At 63.5% G+C, this 17900-nt stretch carries 16 protein-coding genes and 1 pseudogene; 11 read left to right on the plus strand and 6 right to left on the minus strand.

Annotation, left to right across the window (positions count from 1 at the left end):
- Positions 1-13 precede the first annotated feature (13 nt).
- The 5 genes from OHA42_RS26800 (at position 14) to OHA42_RS26820 (ending at position 6166) form a co-directional block, all read left to right on the plus strand.
- Positions 14-2305 carry an MMPL family transporter gene (locus OHA42_RS26800; RefSeq protein ID WP_406230583.1) on the plus strand — a complete coding sequence of 764 codons (2292 nt, stop codon included), beginning with the start codon at positions 14-16 and terminating at the stop codon, positions 2303-2305.
- Entirely contained in the window at positions 2302-3177 is an 876-nt protein-coding gene (locus OHA42_RS26805) for an LLM class F420-dependent oxidoreductase (protein WP_406230584.1), read from the plus strand. The genes OHA42_RS26800 and OHA42_RS26805 overlap by 4 nt, the downstream gene beginning before the upstream one ends.
- A 37-nt stretch (positions 3178-3214) precedes the next feature.
- Positions 3215-4375 (plus strand): LLM class flavin-dependent oxidoreductase, encoded by a 1161-nt coding sequence (locus OHA42_RS26810; protein ID WP_406230585.1) that lies wholly within the window; start codon positions 3215-3217, stop codon positions 4373-4375.
- A gap of 31 nt (positions 4376-4406) precedes the next feature.
- Positions 4407-5612 carry a cytochrome P450 gene (locus tag OHA42_RS26815; RefSeq protein WP_406230586.1) on the plus strand — a complete coding sequence of 402 codons (1206 nt, stop codon included), beginning with the start codon at positions 4407-4409 and terminating at the stop codon, positions 5610-5612.
- 89 nt (positions 5613-5701) lie between these two features.
- Positions 5702-6166: a nuclear transport factor 2 family protein gene (locus tag OHA42_RS26820; RefSeq protein ID WP_406230587.1), complete on the plus strand. Its 465-nt coding sequence runs from the start codon at positions 5702-5704 to the stop codon at positions 6164-6166.
- 267 nt (positions 6167-6433) lie between these two features.
- Here OHA42_RS26820 and OHA42_RS26825 read toward each other — a convergent pair whose 3' ends face one another.
- Positions 6434-6559, minus strand: a complete 126-nt coding sequence (locus tag OHA42_RS26825) for a hypothetical protein (RefSeq protein WP_406230588.1) — start codon at positions 6557-6559, stop codon at positions 6434-6436.
- Positions 6560-7735: 1176 nt separating this feature from the next.
- On the opposite strand from OHA42_RS26825, the gene OHA42_RS26830 reads away from it, so the two are divergent.
- On the plus strand, positions 7736-7897 hold the full coding sequence (locus OHA42_RS26830) for a hypothetical protein (RefSeq protein WP_406230589.1): 162 nt from the start codon (positions 7736-7738) through the stop codon (positions 7895-7897).
- A gap of 141 nt (positions 7898-8038) precedes the next feature.
- On the opposite strand, the gene OHA42_RS26835 is transcribed toward OHA42_RS26830, so the two are convergent.
- From OHA42_RS26835 to OHA42_RS26845, 3 genes and pseudogenes are all read right to left on the minus strand, one after another.
- Positions 8039-8941 (minus strand): helix-turn-helix transcriptional regulator, encoded by a 903-nt coding sequence (locus tag OHA42_RS26835; protein WP_406239628.1) that lies wholly within the window; start codon positions 8939-8941, stop codon positions 8039-8041.
- 110 nt (positions 8942-9051) lie between these two features.
- A complete protein-coding gene (locus OHA42_RS26840) occupies positions 9052-10296 on the minus strand; it encodes a hypothetical protein (RefSeq protein ID WP_406230590.1) in 1245 nt (414 codons plus the stop codon).
- 370 nt (positions 10297-10666) lie between these two features.
- A pseudogene (locus OHA42_RS26845) lies at positions 10667-10858 on the minus strand (transcriptional regulator); the annotation flags it as partial.
- Positions 10859-10959: 101 nt separating this feature from the next.
- On the opposite strand from OHA42_RS26845, the gene OHA42_RS26850 reads away from it, so the two are divergent.
- The 5 genes from OHA42_RS26850 (at position 10960) to OHA42_RS26870 (ending at position 16931) form a co-directional block, all read left to right on the plus strand.
- Complete coding sequence (locus OHA42_RS26850; RefSeq protein ID WP_406230591.1) at positions 10960-12408, plus strand: MFS transporter; 1449 nt, start codon at positions 10960-10962, stop codon at positions 12406-12408.
- 146 nt (positions 12409-12554) lie between these two features.
- On the plus strand, positions 12555-14159 hold the full coding sequence (locus OHA42_RS26855) for a GMC family oxidoreductase (RefSeq protein WP_406230592.1): 1605 nt from the start codon (positions 12555-12557) through the stop codon (positions 14157-14159).
- Between the two features lie 163 nt (positions 14160-14322).
- Positions 14323-14634 (plus strand): hypothetical protein, encoded by a 312-nt coding sequence (locus tag OHA42_RS26860; protein ID WP_406230593.1) that lies wholly within the window; start codon positions 14323-14325, stop codon positions 14632-14634.
- Positions 14635-14744: 110 nt separating this feature from the next.
- Entirely contained in the window at positions 14745-16478 is a 1734-nt protein-coding gene (locus OHA42_RS26865) for a CDGSH iron-sulfur domain-containing protein (protein ID WP_406230594.1), read from the plus strand.
- A 126-nt stretch (positions 16479-16604) separates the two neighbouring features.
- On the plus strand, positions 16605-16931 hold the full coding sequence (locus OHA42_RS26870; protein WP_406230595.1) for a hypothetical protein: 327 nt from the start codon (positions 16605-16607) through the stop codon (positions 16929-16931).
- A gap of 101 nt (positions 16932-17032) precedes the next feature.
- On the opposite strand, the gene OHA42_RS26875 is transcribed toward OHA42_RS26870, so the two are convergent.
- Both OHA42_RS26875 and OHA42_RS26880 read right to left on the minus strand, forming a co-directional pair.
- Positions 17033-17188 (minus strand): hypothetical protein, encoded by a 156-nt coding sequence (locus OHA42_RS26875; RefSeq protein ID WP_406230596.1) that lies wholly within the window; start codon positions 17186-17188, stop codon positions 17033-17035.
- Between the two features lie 322 nt (positions 17189-17510).
- Entirely contained in the window at positions 17511-17858 is a 348-nt protein-coding gene (locus OHA42_RS26880; protein ID WP_406230597.1) for a DoxX family protein, read from the minus strand.
- Positions 17859-17900: the final 42 nt, after the last annotated feature.

The raw sequence follows: 17900 nt of genomic DNA on the forward strand, positions 1-17900 counted from the left end.
GGAAGGACACACTATGTTGCACCGGATCGCGCTGCTGGCGCTCGCCGCACCACGGCGAGTCATGGCCTTCACGATGCTGGTCTTTGTCGTGGCAGCGGTCTTCGGCATCCCGGCCGTGGGGAGCTTGTCCTCGGGCGGCTTCAACGATCCGGCGTCAGATTCGGCTCAGGCCACCCAGCTACTGACCGAGAAGTTCGGAATCAGCGATCAGCAGCTGTTGATCGTCGTGACCGCACCCGACGGCGCGCGCGGTGAAACGGGGAGCCGGATCGCCACCGACATCGTCGACCACCTGAAACAGTCGCCCCACGTGTTGGATCTGTGGTCGGCGTGGACCTCCGCACCCCAGTCGGCCGCCGCCATGGTGAGCAAAGACGGCAAATCCGGGTTGATCGTCGCCAATCTCAAAGGCCCGGAGAACGACGCGGAGAAGAACGCGAAAGCGCTGTCCGACGAAGTGGTGCACGACAGGGACGGCGTTACCGTGCGTGCCGGCGGCATTGCCCTGGCCTACGCGCAGGTCAATGAGCAGAGCCAGCACGACCTGGTGCTGATGGAGGCCATCGCCATTCCACTGAGCTTCGTGGCGCTGGTATGGGTGTTCGGCGGGCTCTTCGCAGCAGCCCTGCCGGTCGCTGTCGGCCTGATCGCCATTGTCGGCTCGATGTCGGTGCTTCGTCTGATCACCTTCGGCACCGAGGTGTCGACCTTCGCGCTCAACCTGGCCACCGCGCTCGGATTCGCGCTGGCGATCGACTACACCCTGTTGATCATCAACCGTTACCGCGATGAGTTGGCCGACGGCGCGACCGGCAGGGCAGCATTGTTCCGGACCATGGCCACCGCCGGCCGAACCGTGCTATTCTCCGCGATCACTGTGGCATTGTCCATGTCGGTGATGGCGTTGTTCCCCATGTACTTCCTGCGGTCCTTCGCGTACGCGGGCGTGAGTATCGTCGCCTTCGCGGCCATTGCCGCGATCGTGGTATCGCCGGCGGCCATCGTGCTGCTGGGAGACCGGCTGGATGCGCTGAATGTGCGGCGCTTGGCACGCCGGCTGTTGCGCCGCCCCGATCCGGTCCCCACACCGATCGAGCTGTCGCTGTGGTACCGCTCGACCAAGCGCGTAATGCGCCATGCCGTGCCGATCGGTCTGGCCGTAATCGCCCTGCTACTGCTGCTCGGATCTCCGTTCCTCGGAGTGAGATTGGGGTTTTCCGACGACCGCCTGCTGCCGCGCGACGCATCGTCGCATCAGGTGGGCGACCAGTTGCGCGGCGACTTCGCCATCGATCCCACAGCGTCGATACCCGTCGTCGTGCCCGATGCGGTGGGTCTGGACCAGGCCGACTTGGAACGGTATGCCGCCGACCTGTCCCGGGTGCCCGACGTTGCGGCGGTTGCCGCCCCGAGTGGCACGTTCGTAAGCGGCATGAAGATGGGACCACCGGCCGCTCCGGCCGGCCTGGCAGCCGACAGCGGCCTCTTGACGATCGTCAGCACCGCTCCGCTGGGCTCCTCGGCCTCCGATACCCAGCTGGACAACGTCCATGACGTGACGGGCCCGGCCGGTCGGCAGGTACTCATATCCGGGCTCGCGCAGATCAACCGCGACAGCGTTGCGGCCATCACCTCGCGGCTGCCACTGGTGCTCGGGTTGATCGCGGCCCTCACCTTCGCCTTGATCTTCTTGCTCACCGGCAGCCTCGTGCTCCCCTTGAAAGCGTTGATCCTCAACGTGTTATCGCTGACAGCCACATTCGGCGCGCTCGTATGGATCTTCCAGGACGGCCACCTCGGAGCACTGGGAACCACACCGACCGGAACTCTGGTCGCCAGCATGCCGGTGCTGTTGTTCTGCATCGCATTCGGCCTGTCGATGGATTACGAGGTCTTCCTGGTGTCGCGATTCCGCGAACACTGGGTGGACTCCGAACGCACCGCCCGAGCCAGCGACGAGGGTGTGGCGCTGAGCGTGGCACGCACCGGAAGCGTGATCACCGCCGCCGCGTTGCTCATGTCGATCTCGTTCGCCGCACTCGCCGCCTCGGAGGTGCCGTTCATGAGAATGTTCGGGCTCGGACTCACCTTGGCCGTGCTGATGGACGCGACCCTGATACGCACGGTGCTGGTTCCGGCAATGATGCATGTGATGGGCAGAGCCAACTGGTGGGCCCCGAAACCGCTTGCCGCACTACATGATCGAGTCGGCATCAGTGAATCCGACAGTGCCGGGCCGGGCCGGCCGATCGGCGATCCGGATACGGATGTGCAGTTGTCCGGTGTGCAAGGGAAGCAGTCATGAAATTCGGCATTATCTTCGCGAACACGGGCCATCTGGCCGAGCCGGCAGTCGCCACCGAATTCGCGAAGGCAGCCGAGAGATTGGGATTCGAATCCCTGTGGGCGAGTCAGCACGTCGTCATTCCCGCCGACTACACGTCACCGTGCCCGTATACTCACAACGGTCGCATGCCGGGCGGTGACGACGCGTCGATTCCGGATCCATTGGTGTGGCTCGGATATATTGCCGCGGCAACCGACACCATACGACTCGCAACCGGCACCATTATTGTTCCCCTACTCAATCCGGTAGTGCTGGCCAAGCAGCTCGCCACCCTCGATTACCTGAGTGGCGGACGCCTGGAGTTCGGCGTCGGCCTAGGTTGGATGAAGGAAGAATTCGAAGCCCTCGGCACACCTTTCGAAGACCGCGGTCAGCGTACGGAAGAGTATATTTCCGCCATGCGGGCACTGTGGACGCATCCGGTCGCCAGCCATCATGGCAAATACATAAATTTCGACAATTGTATATTGCGCCCCGCCCCGGCCCAGCAGTCCATACCGATTCACATCGGCGGCAATTCCGTGGCGACTGCCCGGCGCGCCGGGAGCTATGGGGACGGGTTTTTGCCCATGACCAGGGATATAGGAGTTCTCAAATCGCTGTCGACCGAGATGAGAAAAGCTGCGACAGCGGCAGACAGAGACCTGGACGATATCGAAGTAACTGTTACCACAACTCTCGTGGGCAGGAACGCTCTTCCTGAGATCGATATCCTGCAAAACCTCGGCGTCACCCGAATGCTGGTTCCCGCCGGGCTGTTTCTGGACGATCCGGTAGCGGGACTACAGAAATACCACGCGAATGTCGTCGTCCCGTTCAATGGTCGATGATCAGAACACCAAGAACTACTGCCCAGAGGGAAAATATATGTCTCGGCTCCGATTTGGATATTTCATCGCACCGTTCCACCGCGCGGGCACGAACCCGACGCTGGCATTGCAGCGCGACCTCGAATTCATCGACCACATCGATGCACTCGGATACGACGAAGTGTGGCTGGGCGAGCATCACTCGGCGGGCAGCGAGATCATCAGCTCACCGGAGATCTTCATCGCCGCCGCTGCGCAGCGGACCAAGCGGATTCGGTTCGCCACCGGCGTGATCTCGCTCTCGTACCACAACCCCCTGTGGGTGGCCGACCGGCTGATGCTGCTCGATCACCTCACCCACGGTCGAGTGATCGGCGGATTCGGGCCGGGTTCACTTCCCACTGATGCCGGAATGATCGGGTTGTCGCAAACCGATACGCGCGAACTTCTGGAGACGAACCTCGATATCGTCGTCCGCCTGCTGGCTGGCGAAACCGTCAGCGCCAAAACCGCCACACACGAATTGATCGACGCTCGATTGCAGTTGGCGCCCTACTCCGAGAGCGGGATTCCCCTGGCGGTCGCGGCGGTCTCCTCACCGACCGGCGCACGGCTGGCCGGTAAGCATGGGATCGGGCTGATCTCGATCGGGTCGACGCTGACGGTCGAAGGCTTCAGCGCACTCTCGTACCACTGGGGCATCGCCGAGGAACGGGCTGCGGCCTTCGGGACGACGGTCGACCGCAAGAACTGGGCCCTGGCCGGGCCTTTCCATATCGCCGAGACCGACGAGCAGGCTCGCGACGACGTCAGATACGGCATCGAGTCGTGGTTCCGCTATTTCCAGAAGGTGGCCGCCTTCCCGCACCTGACGATGCCGGGACAGGAGATCGACGAGATGATCACCATCATCAACGACCTCGGAGCCGGCGTCATCGGTACGCCCGAGCGCGCGCGGGCACAGGTTCAGCGGCTGTGGGATCAGTCCGGCGGATTCGGCAGCATGCTGCAGATGGGTCACGAGTGGGCGAACCCAGCTGCCACCAAACGGTCGGCCGAACTGTTCGCTGCCGAGGTTATGCCGCACTTCCAAGGCCACGCGCAGCCGACACTGGATGCCGCCGCACGGGCAGCGCAGGTACGAGACAACCTCGCGCAGGAGCACCAGGATGCTATCGATCTCATGGCGACGAAATACCAGGATGAAGTCAGTTCATAACCAGTCCGGTACACGTAAGGAGGGCTGAGTAATGCAGCCTGGAGATCTGGAATTCGATCCGTTCTCGCACGACTACTTCAACGGGCCGTATGAGACCTATCGTCGGATGCGCGAAGAGTCCCCGGTCTACTACAGCAAGAAGTACGACTTCTATGCGTTGAGCCGCCATGCCGATGTCGCTGCCGGGCACAAGAACTTCGAGACGTACTCGTCGGCTGATGGTGTGGACCTGGGGGCGGTGCAATCAGGGGAACCCCCGATGCACAAGTCGATCATCGTCATGGATCCACCTGAGCATCGCCATATGCGCGGCCTCGTCAACAAGGTGTTCACACCACGTGCGATCGAAGAGCTGCGCCCCTTGGTGACGGACCTGATCGACCGCCACCTCAAAGCTGCCGATCCTGATGAATTCGATGTAGTTCAAGACTTCTCAGCCTTGTTCCCCATCGAAATCATCACGACGATGCTCGGCGTACCCGACGCACGTCGTGAACAGATTCGACTGTGGCTCGACGAATTCCTGCACCGCGAGCCCGGCGAGGTCAAGATCTCGCATGCGGGCCTCCAGGCAGCCATCCAGATGGCAGTCGTCTACTACCAGGTGGTGAAGGAGCGCAGAGCTCGTCCGCGTAATGACATGATCAGCGACCTGGTGTCAGCCAAGGTGCAACGTGAGAACGGTGAGGTCACCGAACTCGACAACACCGAAATCGCCCAGTTCGCCCTCGTTCTGGGCGGCGCGGGGGCGGTAACCGTCACCCGGCTGGTGGCCAGCATGGTGGTGCTGTTTGCGCGTCATCCTGAGCAGTGGGAGAAGTTGCTGTCCGACCGCAGCAGGATCCCAGCCGCGGTCGAAGAGGTGCTTCGCTACGAATCACCGACTCAATACAATGTGCGCCGCTCGCGTGTGGATATCACGTTGCACGGCGTCACCATTCCGGCCGGCAAGCCGGTGTTCTTGCTGATCGGTGCGGCCAATCGTGATCCTGACGCTTGGGAGGACCCGGACGTCTTCGACATCGATCGAAATCGTGCCCACGCCCAGAATCTCGGGTTCGGCTTCGGAATTCACACTTGCCTGGGGGCTGCACTCGCACGGATGGAAGGTGCCATCGCATTGCAGAAACTGCTCGATTACATGCCGCGCTACGTGGTTGACTGGTCCGGCTGTCGCCGGGTCAACATGCAAAATCTCGCAGGCTGGAACAACGTCCCGGTCCGGGTACTGCCGTAATCGTGAGCGAATCCGAGCACAAAGCCATAAGCTGGCGGTCGACAACCTCTCGACGTGTTCATACGCCAACGAAGTAAGGATCAGCGCATATGACATCGCCCGACTCCGAAGCCCTTGTCGAACGGTACCTGAAAATCATCGCCGATCACGATTACGAACAGTTCGGCGAACTGCTGACCGACAACTGCGAGTTCACTCTCGTCCCGATCGGTTACACCTGGAGAGGCCGCGCGGATGTCATCGGGGCCCTTACCGTCTCGGGCGACACGAAATCGCACGACGACAGGTCCGCGGTGAAAATTATCAACTGGTTCACGAACGACGAGTACGTCGTGGTCGAGTACGAGCGCGGGGCGGTGGTGGGTGGCGTTCGCGTGAACATCGACGGGTATTGTTGGATTGCGCATATGCGGGATGGCCGGTTCGATTCGATACGTGAGTACATCAATCCCAGCAACCCCGCCCTAGCCATACTCGTGGGCCTCGTCTTACGGAGTTATCCCCGCCTCACGCGGAGGAATAGTCGAGCAGTCCGAGCGGCTACCTCGAAATAGATACATCGGCGATGGCTATGACTCTGCCAGGAATTCGCGTTCCACTGCCCGACAACCCATTCGTCCACCTCGAGTTCGAGCGCCATGCGCGTGAATCTCCCGAGAGAGTTGCCATGACCTGCGGGCCGATATCCCGTACGTACGGCGAACTCAATGACCGAGCGACGCCGACCAGGTCGAGATCGGCCCTGCTCGAACGCGCCATAGAGAACCGAACACATTCCCGGTAGCGCACACTGCCGTGCTCTACCCGACGCAAGTCCGCCTTCACCAACGAGGATGCTGGATCCAGTGGCTCAGCAGCCCGGGCACGAAGCAGACGATGACGATGACACCGAGCCACCTGCCTACGCGGGCAGCCACTTCCGGACCACGCGCGGTCGATACGCTCATCACGGCGCTCCTGTATGCGCGAGATGATGGCGGTGCAACCAGGTGATATGCCTGCCGGACACTCTGAACCTGAATATCGGACTGCACCACCGTCGCCAGTCAGTCCGGGGAGGGACGGGATTCCAGCTCGGCGAGATACGCGGAAGCGTCGCCGAGCTCGCCCCGGCCGCGGGCAGCGCCATCGAGAGCGCGGGCCTGTTCGGCTCCCGATCACGCGGTTCGGCGATGCCGATAGCTGTTGTGCGAGCTCGTCACTCTGCCGGACTCGCGACGATGGCGTTGCGCCGCTGAGGATCCGAGCGAGATCGGGTATCCATCAGAAGTACAGGCGCGCCCCCACGTCAGGCGCGGCCGTGGCTGCGTTCGTAGTCGAGGCGATCTGCTTCGGCACGGCGCCGGGACTCCGCGTCGGCCCGAACCCGGCACGCCACCGCAATCTGCAGGCCCATCATCGCCGCGGTAGCCGACTCCACACGCGGCGGTGGCTGTGAACTGGTAGTTCGCCTGGTCCTGCTCGAACGCTGTCAGAATCTCCGGTCACAGCGTCAGGCGAGTGTTGGCGACGGCGACCAGGTAGTCCTCGACGTCGGCGGGTTCGCTCGTTTCCTCACCCATCGCGCGTTCGAACGCCGACTAGTGCACGGCACAGGCGGCGTACTCGATGTCCGCAGGGGTGAAGTGAGTCGTTCGCGACCGCACTGCCGAACCACTCGACACCCTGAAACGCGAGCTGCTCACACTGGGCGGCCAATCAGGTCGCGCGCCAACAGCGCTATCGGCGTCAAGGAAGTTGCAGGTCAGCGGCATACACCAGGTTGGGGATATGGGGCAGTTCCCCCTTCGGACACACTGCGCACACGGCTAGTTGTGGACCAACGCGGAGTTGTCAGGCACTCACCTCATTGGCGCCCTTCATCTCGCGGTGGCGAACCACTGGACAACGGAGTTAAATGGGGCTGGGAGAATCAGTCGACAGGCGCGAAAGCGACAGCTCATGTCTCCCCTACACGCGCCGCAACCCTGTTTCACCGCAACCGATCCCGGCAAACGCGAAGCAGGCAGCCATCAGAAGATCTTCGCCGCTCCCACCCCTGCACCGACGGCAAGACAACTCTGCGACCGCGAACACCACTGCCAGCGTTCGATAACTACCGTCTACGCCGCCCTGAATCGCCGATGACGATGGCGGAGCACAGCTCTCGCGCACGGGACTGGACACCCGAGGAACTCACCTACATCGAAAAAGTACAGGAAGCGTTGGCTGGACCGCTGACCGAACGTCAGCTCACACTACTGCGACACTGGTGGAACGGTGGTTACCGCTCGCAGCAAGACTGAGCAGACACATATGGATCAACGAAGCCAAGACTTTCGAGACCCGGGTCCGAGACAATCCTCGTGCACAATCCCGGCTCCGCTTACCGTCCAGCCCGCGCAACCCACCAAGCACTCGTCCCAAACCTCGACACCCCGACTCCCCTACCCCGCCGCCACATGAACCTGTTCGCGATGCTCAACCCACGGACGCTGACGCTCCTGCTCCGACATCGCCAACAACTCACGCAACTTCGCCCACGCCACCTCATCAGTCGGCGTATACACCTGCATCCACGCATGCGGAACCGACGGCAACGACATGCTCGTCAGAAACATCTCCAACTCCCCCACCGCCAAATTACGAACCTGCTTCGTACGACTGACCGGGACAGCGACATCGTTACGAGCCCACAAAGCCTTGAAATTCGGGCTCTCCGAACACAACTCGACGATGAACTCCTCCCAGTACGGGTCACCGAGGTTCTTGGCGTAGGCACCACGCAGATAGCCGACCATACGACGCAGGTCATCCCAGTTGTGTTGGTAGGTATTGCAGCATTCCGGGGTAAGGAAGACCCGGCGAGCGACGTTGCGTTCGCCGGTCAGGAAACCAGGACACAACGCCTCATACGCCTCGTTATGAGCCAACACGTCATACCGGGCACTCAACACCACCCCCGGCAACGGCTCCACATGATCCAAAATCACCTGAAGCTCCTCCGGCAACGCAGTACCCGCATGCGCCGTCGGCACCGTCGGCACATCCGCCAACCGATACAAATGCGCCTTCTCCGCCGCATCCAACGACAACGCCCGCGCCACCGAATTCAACACCTGCACACTGACATTGATACTGCGGCCTTGCTCGAGCCACGTATACCATGTCACGCCCACCCCCGACAGCTGTGCCACCTCCTCCCGGCGTAGGCCAGGAGTGCGCCTACGCGGCCCAGGAGGTAGCCCCACGTCCTCCGGTGAGATCCTGGCGCGACGGGACTTCAGGAAGGCCCCCAGCTCTGAACGCCGAGCTTTGCGCACCGCTTGAACATCAACAACACCGGACATGCTCAGATGCTCCCACACCTCACTAGAGGTATCCAGGTGCCACCAATACCAGTATCATCGGACAGTTCACGAAGCTCCCACGACGGGATTCCCATACCCGCCGAAGTCGGTCAAGCAATAAGGCGCTCGATCTTGATCGTGTCCAAACCGGCACCAACGGCGAAGCCCCGACGCTTCCCAACCGCGGACAGGAGCGTCACGTTAACCAACGAGCGAATGATGTCCCGCTTCGCCTCCAGCGGTGTAACTTCAGGGTCGTGCCACTTCGCGCGTGCATCTGCCCCCGCTGCGGCGGCCACATGCGGCATCGGCAGCGCAGCCTGAGCGCGACGCTCTGCAGCCTCAATCAGCGGGGCCTTCTTCGCTCTGTACAACGCAATCTCTCTCGGTGACAGGTCCGCATCGATCGCGTCGCTCAACCATTTCTCGTACGCATCCCGCAGTCCACGCGCCTCCGCAAGAGCTGCGACTGCGTCATCGTCTGTCCGGATCAGCGAACCCAGCAAATTCGGATCCTCGAGCCGGCGCAGAACCACCTCTTCGACAAGCGCATCAACTAAATCAGCCCTTCGCGTCACGCAGCTGTTTTGCTTGCACGCGTAGTAGCGGCGGCGGTCCGCGCAACGCCGAGACACCGCGGGGCCGCCGCACTTCCAACACCAAACGATTCCGGACAGCAACCATTTAGGCGCGCTGCCCCGGAATGATCCTCGCCGCGGATCATTGAGGATGAGCTTCAACCGCTCATGTTCGTCCACTGAAATCAGACCGTCCCAGGCCGCCTTGACAGTCAACCGGTTTCCGTGGTCGTCGACATGCACACGCAACCCTGCCGCCGCTTCATTCAAGAGGACGCGCTTAACCATGTCACCGTTCCATTTTGTGCGCCACCCTTTCGGACACGGACATGTACGCCGATCGATCTTCCGGACAACGCGGCGGCCGTCTTTCACCGAGCACCGGTTACACGGAAAGGACTTGTCGTGACTGGGAATCGGCACGCCCTCGGTTGTGAGCCATCGCCCGATACGATAGGTATTCTCCAGACCTAAGGCGCGCCTGGCCATTTCACGAAAGATCGGCCCGTTCTGTGGACATTCGGCACGCTTCGTTGCCTTGCCTCGATGATAAACGATCTGCAGACCAAAACTCTCGGGTCCATGCGGCTTGCCATCAGCAAAGTTCTGAGCCAGAGCCCGCATCGAGTCGATCCGGTTGCGTTCAGGCGCATGCTCATCCTCGACCGCATCCTGTGCTACGCGCTTACGATCGTCGGGGTCATTCATGTCGTACAGCACGCCGCCGTAATACCAGTACACGCCGAACTCCGCACAGAGCTCGCGCAATTCGGACATGTCACCGATCTTTCGGTTCGCACGCGACGATGACCAATTCACCAGCACCCCACCCGGGGCGTCGCCGCGCTTAACGCGGCGAGCTATCGCCTCCAGTTCCAGACGCAACTCGTCGCGGCCAGGCCGAGCCTTCCGAGAGTGCCGAGTCGCACCCACCGCCCCTCGTCGATCACCCTGCACACGTTCCAGCCGAACCGCGCACACTCAGTCCGCCCCCAGGCGATCTGCTCCTTCGGGGAACGCTCGCTCTTATGCTTGCCCGCTTTGGATACACGGGCCTGGATGACGGCCGCCAAACCGGGAAAATCCTTGGGACTCAGAGGCATAACCCCAGGCTAGGCAATAGATAGATCTTTCGGTACTACACGCACGTGTACCAGGTGATCCCGATCCCGGACAGCTGGGCGACCTCCTCACGCCGCAGGCCGGGCGTGCGCCGCCGGGGCCCGGGTGGCAGGCCCACATCCTCCGGCGAAATCCGCGCACGCCGTGACTTCAGAAAAGAGCCCAGCTCGGCACGGCGCGCCTTGCGCAAGGTGCGCATGTCCACAACATCGGTCATCTTGTGATCGTCCCCGAATCCCGGAACCTTATCCAGGTGCTGCCGATACCAGTTTTATTGGGCTCCTGTTACTGGTGTCGAATCGGCTGCAAGCTCAGTGCATGACCCAGACGTTGTCACCGGGTTCGGCCAAGACGACACCCGCCACGCCGACTCCCCCAGCATCTCCCGCGTACGGCGCGCGGCGCACCATTGCGATCCTCGCCGTCATCCTGACCGGGCAGTTCATGGCGGTGCTCGACGCCTCCATCGTGAATGTCGCTATTCCCTCCATCCGCACCTCGCTGCACACGAGCGGATCGGCGCTGCAGCTGATCGTCGCCGGATACGTCATCGCCTACGCCGTGCTGCTGGTCACCGGCGCCCGGCTGGGTGACAGGTTCACCCAGCGTCGTACCTTCATCGCCGGCCTTGCGGCGTTCACTGTGGCCTCATTGGCCTGCGGGTTGGCGTGGAACGAAGTCACCTTGATCGTGTTCCGATTCCTGCAGGGCGTCGGCGCGGCGGCCATGGTCCCGCAGATCATGACCCTGATCCAGCGGAATTTCACCGGCAATGCCAGGGCCAAAGCGCTCAGCACATACTCTGCGATCATTTCCGGCGGCATGGTGGTCGGTCAGGTCGTGGGCGGTCTGATCGTCAACGCCGATCTCTGGGGTAGCAGCTGGCGTGGCGTGTTCCTGGTCAATGTGCCGATCGGTGTGGTGCTGCTGCTGGTCGCGCCGCGGGTGCTGCCTTCGGACACGGCACGATTCGACCGCAAGCTCGATCTGGCCGGACTGGCGATGCTGACCGCTTCGGTGCTGCTGCTCGTCCTTCCGATGGTGCTCGGCCACGAACAGAACTGGCCGCTGTGGACATGGATCACCCTGGGCGCCAGCGTGATTGGCATCGCGGTATTCATCGCCATCGAACGAGCGGTCGCGGCGCGCGGCGGCGAACCATTGTTCGCGCAGCGGGTATTGCGAGCCCCCGGATTGGTGCTCACCGCGGCGACACTGTTCGTGATCATGGCGACCTTCGGCGGCTGGATGTTCGTGATGGCCATTCACCTGCAGAGCACCCTCGGCTACACCGCACTACATGCGGGGCTGCTGTTCATCCCGATGGGTGTCACGTTCGCACTGGCCAGCCTGAACTGGGAGCGCATTCCACACCGTTTCCATGCAGCCATGATCCCGTTGGGGCTCGTACTCGGCGCGGTGACGATGGTGACGCTCGGCATGTTGCTGCGCAACGGCGCCGACTTCGGCCCGCTGCCGCTGACGATCTTCGGCATCCAGGGCATCGGCTTCGGACTCGCGTTCAGCCCATTGATGACCAGGACCCTGGCCAAGATCCCGATGTCGCTTGCCGCGGACGCGAGCGGCATCCTGGTCACCAGCGTGCAGCTGGGCATCGTCGTCGGCATCGCCTGCTTCGGCACCATCTTCCTCGGCCTGCTCGGCACCACCGCTTTGTCGGCGGCCCATGCGCTGGGCGGCACGGCGATCGCCGAGGGTGTGACGGTACTGGCCGCCGCCGCGCTCGCAACCCGGGCAGCGCGCTGAGCACCGTCCACTGATTCACCGGGACCCACCGCTGACCCGCAGCGGTGGGTTTCCGGCGGTTTGCTGTCCAGATTTCCAAGAAAGCGAACCTGCAGCTGCCCGATACTCGTATGTTTGCCCTACGCAGTGTGGATCGGAGTGGGACAGTGCAGACAGCTGGGATAACCGCGGACTATGTGATCGTCGGCTCGGGATCCGCCGGTGCGGTCCTCGCCAACCGGCTCAGCGACGACCCCGGCACCACCGTGGTGCTGCTCGAGGCGGGGCCGCCCGACAAGAACAAGTTTGCGCACATTCCTGCCGCCTTCGCGAAACTATTTCGCACAGAAGTGGATTGGGACTATCTCACCGCGCCGCAGCCGGGGCTGAACAACCGGCAGATCTATTGGCCGCGCGGGAAGATGTTCGGCGGATCGTCATCGATGAACGCGATGATGTGGGTCCGCGGATTCCGCGCCGACTACGACGAGTGGGCGCTGCTGGCGGGCGAGGAGTGGGGATTCGCCGCCGCGGTAGAGCAATACCGGCGCATCGAGAACGTCGAAGAGGCTCAGTACCCGGACGAGGGGGCAGCCGGGCCGCTGCACATCTCGCGGCAGCGCAGTCCGCGCGCGTCGACAGCGGCTTACCTGACCGCGGTGCAAGAAGCCGGCTTCGCGGTGGAACCGCCGAACCGGCCGCAGCCGGACGGGTTCAGCGAAACCATGGTCACCCAGCGGGGCGGTCGCCGATGGAGCACGGCAGATGCCTATCTGCGGCCCGCGCTGCGGCGGACAAATCTGACCATCCGGACCGAAGCGCTCGTCTCTCGTGTCCTTTTCGAACGTGATCCGGCAGGCACACCGCGCGCGGTCGGCGTGGAATACCTGCAGGGCGCCGCCTCGCACGCGGTCACCGCGCGCCGCGAAGTGATCCTCTGCGGCGGCGCGATCAACAGCCCACAGCTGCTCATGCTCTCCGGCATCGGCGATCGGGACGAGCTCACCAGGCAGGGCATTGAGGTCGTGCACCACGCCCCGGAGGTCGGCGCGAATCTGCAAGACCATCTGGTCGCCGGCATCGGCTACGGCGTCGAAGCGGACTCGCTGTTCGCCGCGGAGAAGCCGCGCCAGCTGTTGGATTATCTGATCCGGCACCGCGGCATGCTCACCTCCAATGTCGGTGAGGCCTACGGGTTCGTGCGCAGCCGATCCGATCTCGACCTGCCCGACCTGGAATTGATCTTCGCGCCGGCGCCCTTCTATTACGAAGGGCTGCTCGACCCCACCGAGCACGGCGTCATGCTGGCGACGGTACTGCTGCGGCCGCACAGCCGCGGCCGCATCACCCTCGCCTCGGGCGACCCGACGGCGAAACCGGTCATCGATCCCAGATATCTCTCCGACAGTGCGGGGGCCGACCGCGCCGCTCTCATGTCCGGACTGCGGACCTGCGCCGAACTGGCGGCATCGCCTGCGATGAAAGCGATACTCGGGCCGCTGATCTATCCGCCGCAAGCGCCGAGCGAGATGGAAGCAGCCCTCGAGCTGGCGCTGAACGGCTACTCACACACCCTCTACCACCCGGTGGGCACCTGCCGGATGGGCACCGACGAAGCAAGCGTGGTCACACCACGACTGGAAGTCCGTGGTGTGCACGGACTTCGGGTCGCCGATGCGTCGGTGATGCCGCTGCTCATCCGTGGCCACACCCATGCGCCGAGCGTGTTCGTCGGCGAACAAGCGGCCAAGTTCCTCAGCGCAGGGCGCTGACCGCTTCAGCGCCAGGAAACTTGATTCTGGGCGGAGCATCCGCGTCCATCTCGGCGAACGAGCCAGAGGAACGTACCGACGTCCTCGACGAATAACTCCGAAGGCGGCGGCGTGGTCGGCGCGCGATGGCTTATTCCCGTTGTTCCGTGCCGAGAGTTTCTCGATGAGCGGGGCGCACAGTGCCGCAGGCGAACCCACCGCGCCGCAGTCGGCGGCCTGCGGCGAGTGGCGCGCAATCGGGAGTGCCCGATTTCTGACCAGCGGCCTGCTCGAGAGGGTGCGTTCGCGCGGTATGAGGTCGGCGAACGCGGCCGGTTCGGGTGGCGAGCGGGGGTACGCGGTGTATCCCGAGGCTGCCACCTGGTGGCTCGCCACCGGGCTCACCGGTGGGCAAGGTCCTGATCAGGGCAGCCGGATCTGGAGCGGGTGCAGCGGGAACGTCGACCGCTCGTGCGGTAGGTCGCAACGCTGGTGACGGAACCGCCGCCCATTCCCGGCGTCGGGGATTCCTCTTCGTGGACGAAATAACGTAATGAAGTAATCATTGTCCTGTTGGACCGCTAGACAGAGAAAACAGGAGCAGGAGTGCACAACGAACTGGAGTCCTTGCTGACCCGGGCCCTGACGCTCGACCGGCACTTCGCCAAGCTTATGGAAGGCCACCCGGCAGGAAGCGCTGCGCCCCTGCAAGATTCGGTGATCCGACCACTGACCGAAGCGTTCACCGAGATGACCGGCCGGGCCCCGGACGTCAACGCCGACGACGAAACCGGAGCAGAAACCACAGACCAGGTGTGGCAGCTGGCGCGCGACATTACCCGATTCCGCAGCAACCCCGGACTACCGACCGGGGTCCAGGAGGCCACCGCCGCCCTTCAACACCTGGCCGTCCTGTCCGCCGACGACCCGGACGCTCGTGTGGCCGAGCTCACCGCGCTCCAGTCGGGCTTGGAATCCCAGATCCAGGTTGCCCCCGACGGGCCGTACCTGGTCACCAACGCCACCAAGATCACCGATTGGCTCGGGGTGGCCATCCGAGCGCTTCCGCAGCTGGCCCTGTGCCGCTGCGGAGCTTCGGAGACCAAACCGCTCTGCGACGGCAGCCATGCCCGCATCGGATTCAGCGGCGCCAAAGATCCGCAGCGGGTGCCCGACAGCCGGGAAACCTACGAAGGCGTTGCGGTCACCGTTCTCGACAACCGCGGCCTGTGTGCCCACTCCGGGTTTTGCACCGATCGGTTGCCGAACGTATTCCGTGCTAGCGCAGAACCTTTCGTCGCACCGAGCGGCGGCCGGATGGACGAGATCAAACGGGCGGCACGAGCCTGCCCCTCCGGCGCTCTCGGTTACGCAATCGACGGCAAGGAGGGCGACGCCCCGGCCAGGGAACCCGCGATCGAGGTATCGAAGGACGGCCCGTACCGGATCTCCGGTGGCATCCCGCTGGTCGATTGCGGCCAACGCAACACGGGCGCGTCGAGCGAGCACTACAGCCTCTGCCGGTGTGGGCACTCGCAGAACAAGCCGTTCTGCAGTGGGATGCACTATTACGTCGGATTCGCCGATCCGGTGCCCTCCGAGGAGCCGACTCTGTTCGAGTGGGCAGGCGGCCTGCCTGCGCTCACCCGGATGACGCACATCTTCTACGGCAAGTACGTCCCCGAAGATCCGCTACTCGCACCGCTTTTCGCCAGCATGTCACCCGATCATCCCGAGCGCGTTGCCGCCTGGCTCGGCGAGACCTTCGGCGGACCGAAGCTGTATACCGAGATGTACGGCGGCTACGAGCACATGGTCGCCGAGCACGCGGGCAAGGCGCTCACCGAGGAGTGGCGGGCGCGGTGGGCGCAGCTCATCTCTCGTGCCGCGGATGACGCCGGGTTGCCGACCGACGCGGAATTCCGGGCCGCATTCGCCGCCTATATCGAGTGGGGATCGCGTATCGCACTGGAGAATTCGCAGCCGGGCGCGACTCCACCGCCACACATGCCGGTGCCACGGTGGTGGTGGGTATGCAACGCCACACCCGGGTCCCGGGTTTCCGCCCTCACACCTCCCGCCGAAGCCGACCACACCATCGAACTACCGAGCCCGGACGAACCGGTCAGCTTCGACCGGCACATCAAACCGCTGTTCCGGGCGATGGACCGCAAATCGATGAGCTTCGTCTTCGATCTGTGGTTGCACACCGACGTCGTAGCGCACGCCGCCGGCATCCTCGACCGACTCCAGCAAGGATCCATGCCCTGCGACGGCCGCTGGCCCCAAGACCACATCGATGTCTTCGCCCGCTGGATCGCCGACGGCACTCCCGAATAACACTCGCGGCTGCACCGCTCTGCCCTACCGGGGTAGAGCGGACCGCGGCCGGTGCGGTCCGACCCCGATAATCGGTGGTGTCGGGCTCGGGTTCCGCGCTAGCGTGACAGCCTCGAAAGGAGATATGTGACGCTGCCGAAGAAGGGGGCCCGGCGCATCGTCGTCGATGGGACCGCGTACCGATGGCGTGTCCGGCGACGGCCGACCTATATGCAAGGGATCGCGTTGACACGCTTGAACTTTGCCGTTGAGCACGCCGCCCATCCCGGCACCACGTTGGTCGTCGACACCGGCCACGCTCATCCCCGCAACTGGATGGACATTCCCCCGGTTTCCGTCCGTCCGGCCGACGTTGCCGCGAGCATACGTCTGGGACTGGCACGCGGATGGCAGCCATCTTCCCCCGGTTCACCTTTCATGCTGGCCCGGTCGAGCAGCGCCACCTCGCCCTGATCACGGGTCGAAACGCTCGACACGGTAGAAAGGTCGGTCGTGTCGGGTGACCACTGGTTCGGACAGCGATCATGGGGCGTGCGACTCGTCGCCGAGGCAAGCTACACCGATGTGGAGATCGCGACCTCACCGAGTGTTCCTCCGGTCGTGAGCTCGCGGAAGGCGGGTTCGCCGAAGACGTCGCGATTGCCACCGAACTCGATGCCACCGACGTAGTGCCGCTGCTCGTCGACGGCGTCTTCATCGATGGCCGGCACAGGTGATCACGGCGTAAATTGCGCGACTTCTTCGGCGCCGCCGACTGTGTTCCCGGCGCCGGCGCCGACCCTTTCAGCCGGGCGTCGGGAAAGGCTCGCCCGATCTCCGCAATTTCTCGGCAACGGCAACGGCAACGGCAACGGCAACGGCAACGGCAACGGCAACGGCAACGGCAACGGCAACGGCAACGGCAACGGCAACGGCAACGGCAAGTATGCCGGATTGGCATGGTGTGCAACATTGCTCGCGCTGCACCAGTGCGCAGCGCGCATCTCCGCATCAGCCGCCTTTCGGGGCCCTACGTCGTTGTGGGCGGCGAGCTCATGCGGCCACGAAGAGGCCGAGAGATCCAGCTGCAAGCAAGAGCCACGGCAGCGGGTAGGCGATGTCGGAATACCAGCGGGCGCGCACGATGGTGACGACCGCACCGAGAAAGTACAGAACCAAGCCGATAGCGGCAGCCAAGCCGATGGGCGGGATCGCGAGGCCGACCAGGAGGCCGAGCGCGCCGATGGCTTTGATGACGCCCAGCAGGCCGAGCACCTGCCCAGGAATGCCGTAGTTCTGCATGTTGTCCAGCAGCCACTGCGGCCGGACAACATCGATGGCTGCCGCGACAGCGGCTGCCACCGCGGCGAGAACGGTGACGACGATGTAGGCGATATGCACGGGAAATACCCTCCTGTTCGATGGCACCCGAGGTCTGCGATC

The organism is Nocardia sp. NBC_01009 (assembly GCF_045208035.1).
In the GTDB taxonomy this organism is placed as follows: domain Bacteria; phylum Actinomycetota; class Actinomycetes; order Mycobacteriales; family Mycobacteriaceae; genus Nocardia.

What these genes read in the sequence shown, in the direction of transcription:
- OHA42_RS26860 (WP_406230593.1), top strand. Translation starts at nt 14,323, where the DNA reads ATGAGCGGGGCGCACAGTGCCGCAGGCGAACCCACCGCGCCGCAGTCG.
- OHA42_RS26810 (WP_406230585.1), top strand. Translation starts at nt 3,215, where the DNA reads ATGTCTCGGCTCCGATTTGGATATTTCATCGCACCGTTCCACCGCGCG.
- OHA42_RS26840 (WP_406230590.1), bottom strand. Translation starts at nt 10,296, where the DNA reads ATGTCCGAATTGCGCGAGCTCTGTGCGGAGTTCGGCGTGTACTGGTAT.
- OHA42_RS26825 (WP_406230588.1), bottom strand. Translation starts at nt 6,559, where the DNA reads ATGAGCGTATCGACCGCGCGTGGTCCGGAAGTGGCTGCCCGCGTAGGC.
- OHA42_RS26805 (WP_406230584.1), top strand. Translation starts at nt 2,302, where the DNA reads ATGAAATTCGGCATTATCTTCGCGAACACGGGCCATCTGGCCGAGCCG.
- OHA42_RS26800 (WP_406230583.1), top strand. Translation starts at nt 14, where the DNA reads ATGTTGCACCGGATCGCGCTGCTGGCGCTCGCCGCACCACGGCGAGTC.
- OHA42_RS26820 (WP_406230587.1), top strand. Translation starts at nt 5,702, where the DNA reads ATGACATCGCCCGACTCCGAAGCCCTTGTCGAACGGTACCTGAAAATC.
- OHA42_RS26835 (WP_406239628.1), bottom strand. Translation starts at nt 8,941, where the DNA reads ATGTCCGGTGTTGTTGATGTTCAAGCGGTGCGCAAAGCTCGGCGTTCA.
- OHA42_RS26850 (WP_406230591.1), top strand. Translation starts at nt 10,960, where the DNA reads ATGACCCAGACGTTGTCACCGGGTTCGGCCAAGACGACACCCGCCACG.
- OHA42_RS26815 (WP_406230586.1), top strand. Translation starts at nt 4,407, where the DNA reads ATGCAGCCTGGAGATCTGGAATTCGATCCGTTCTCGCACGACTACTTC.
- OHA42_RS26830 (WP_406230589.1), top strand. Translation starts at nt 7,736, where the DNA reads ATGACGATGGCGGAGCACAGCTCTCGCGCACGGGACTGGACACCCGAG.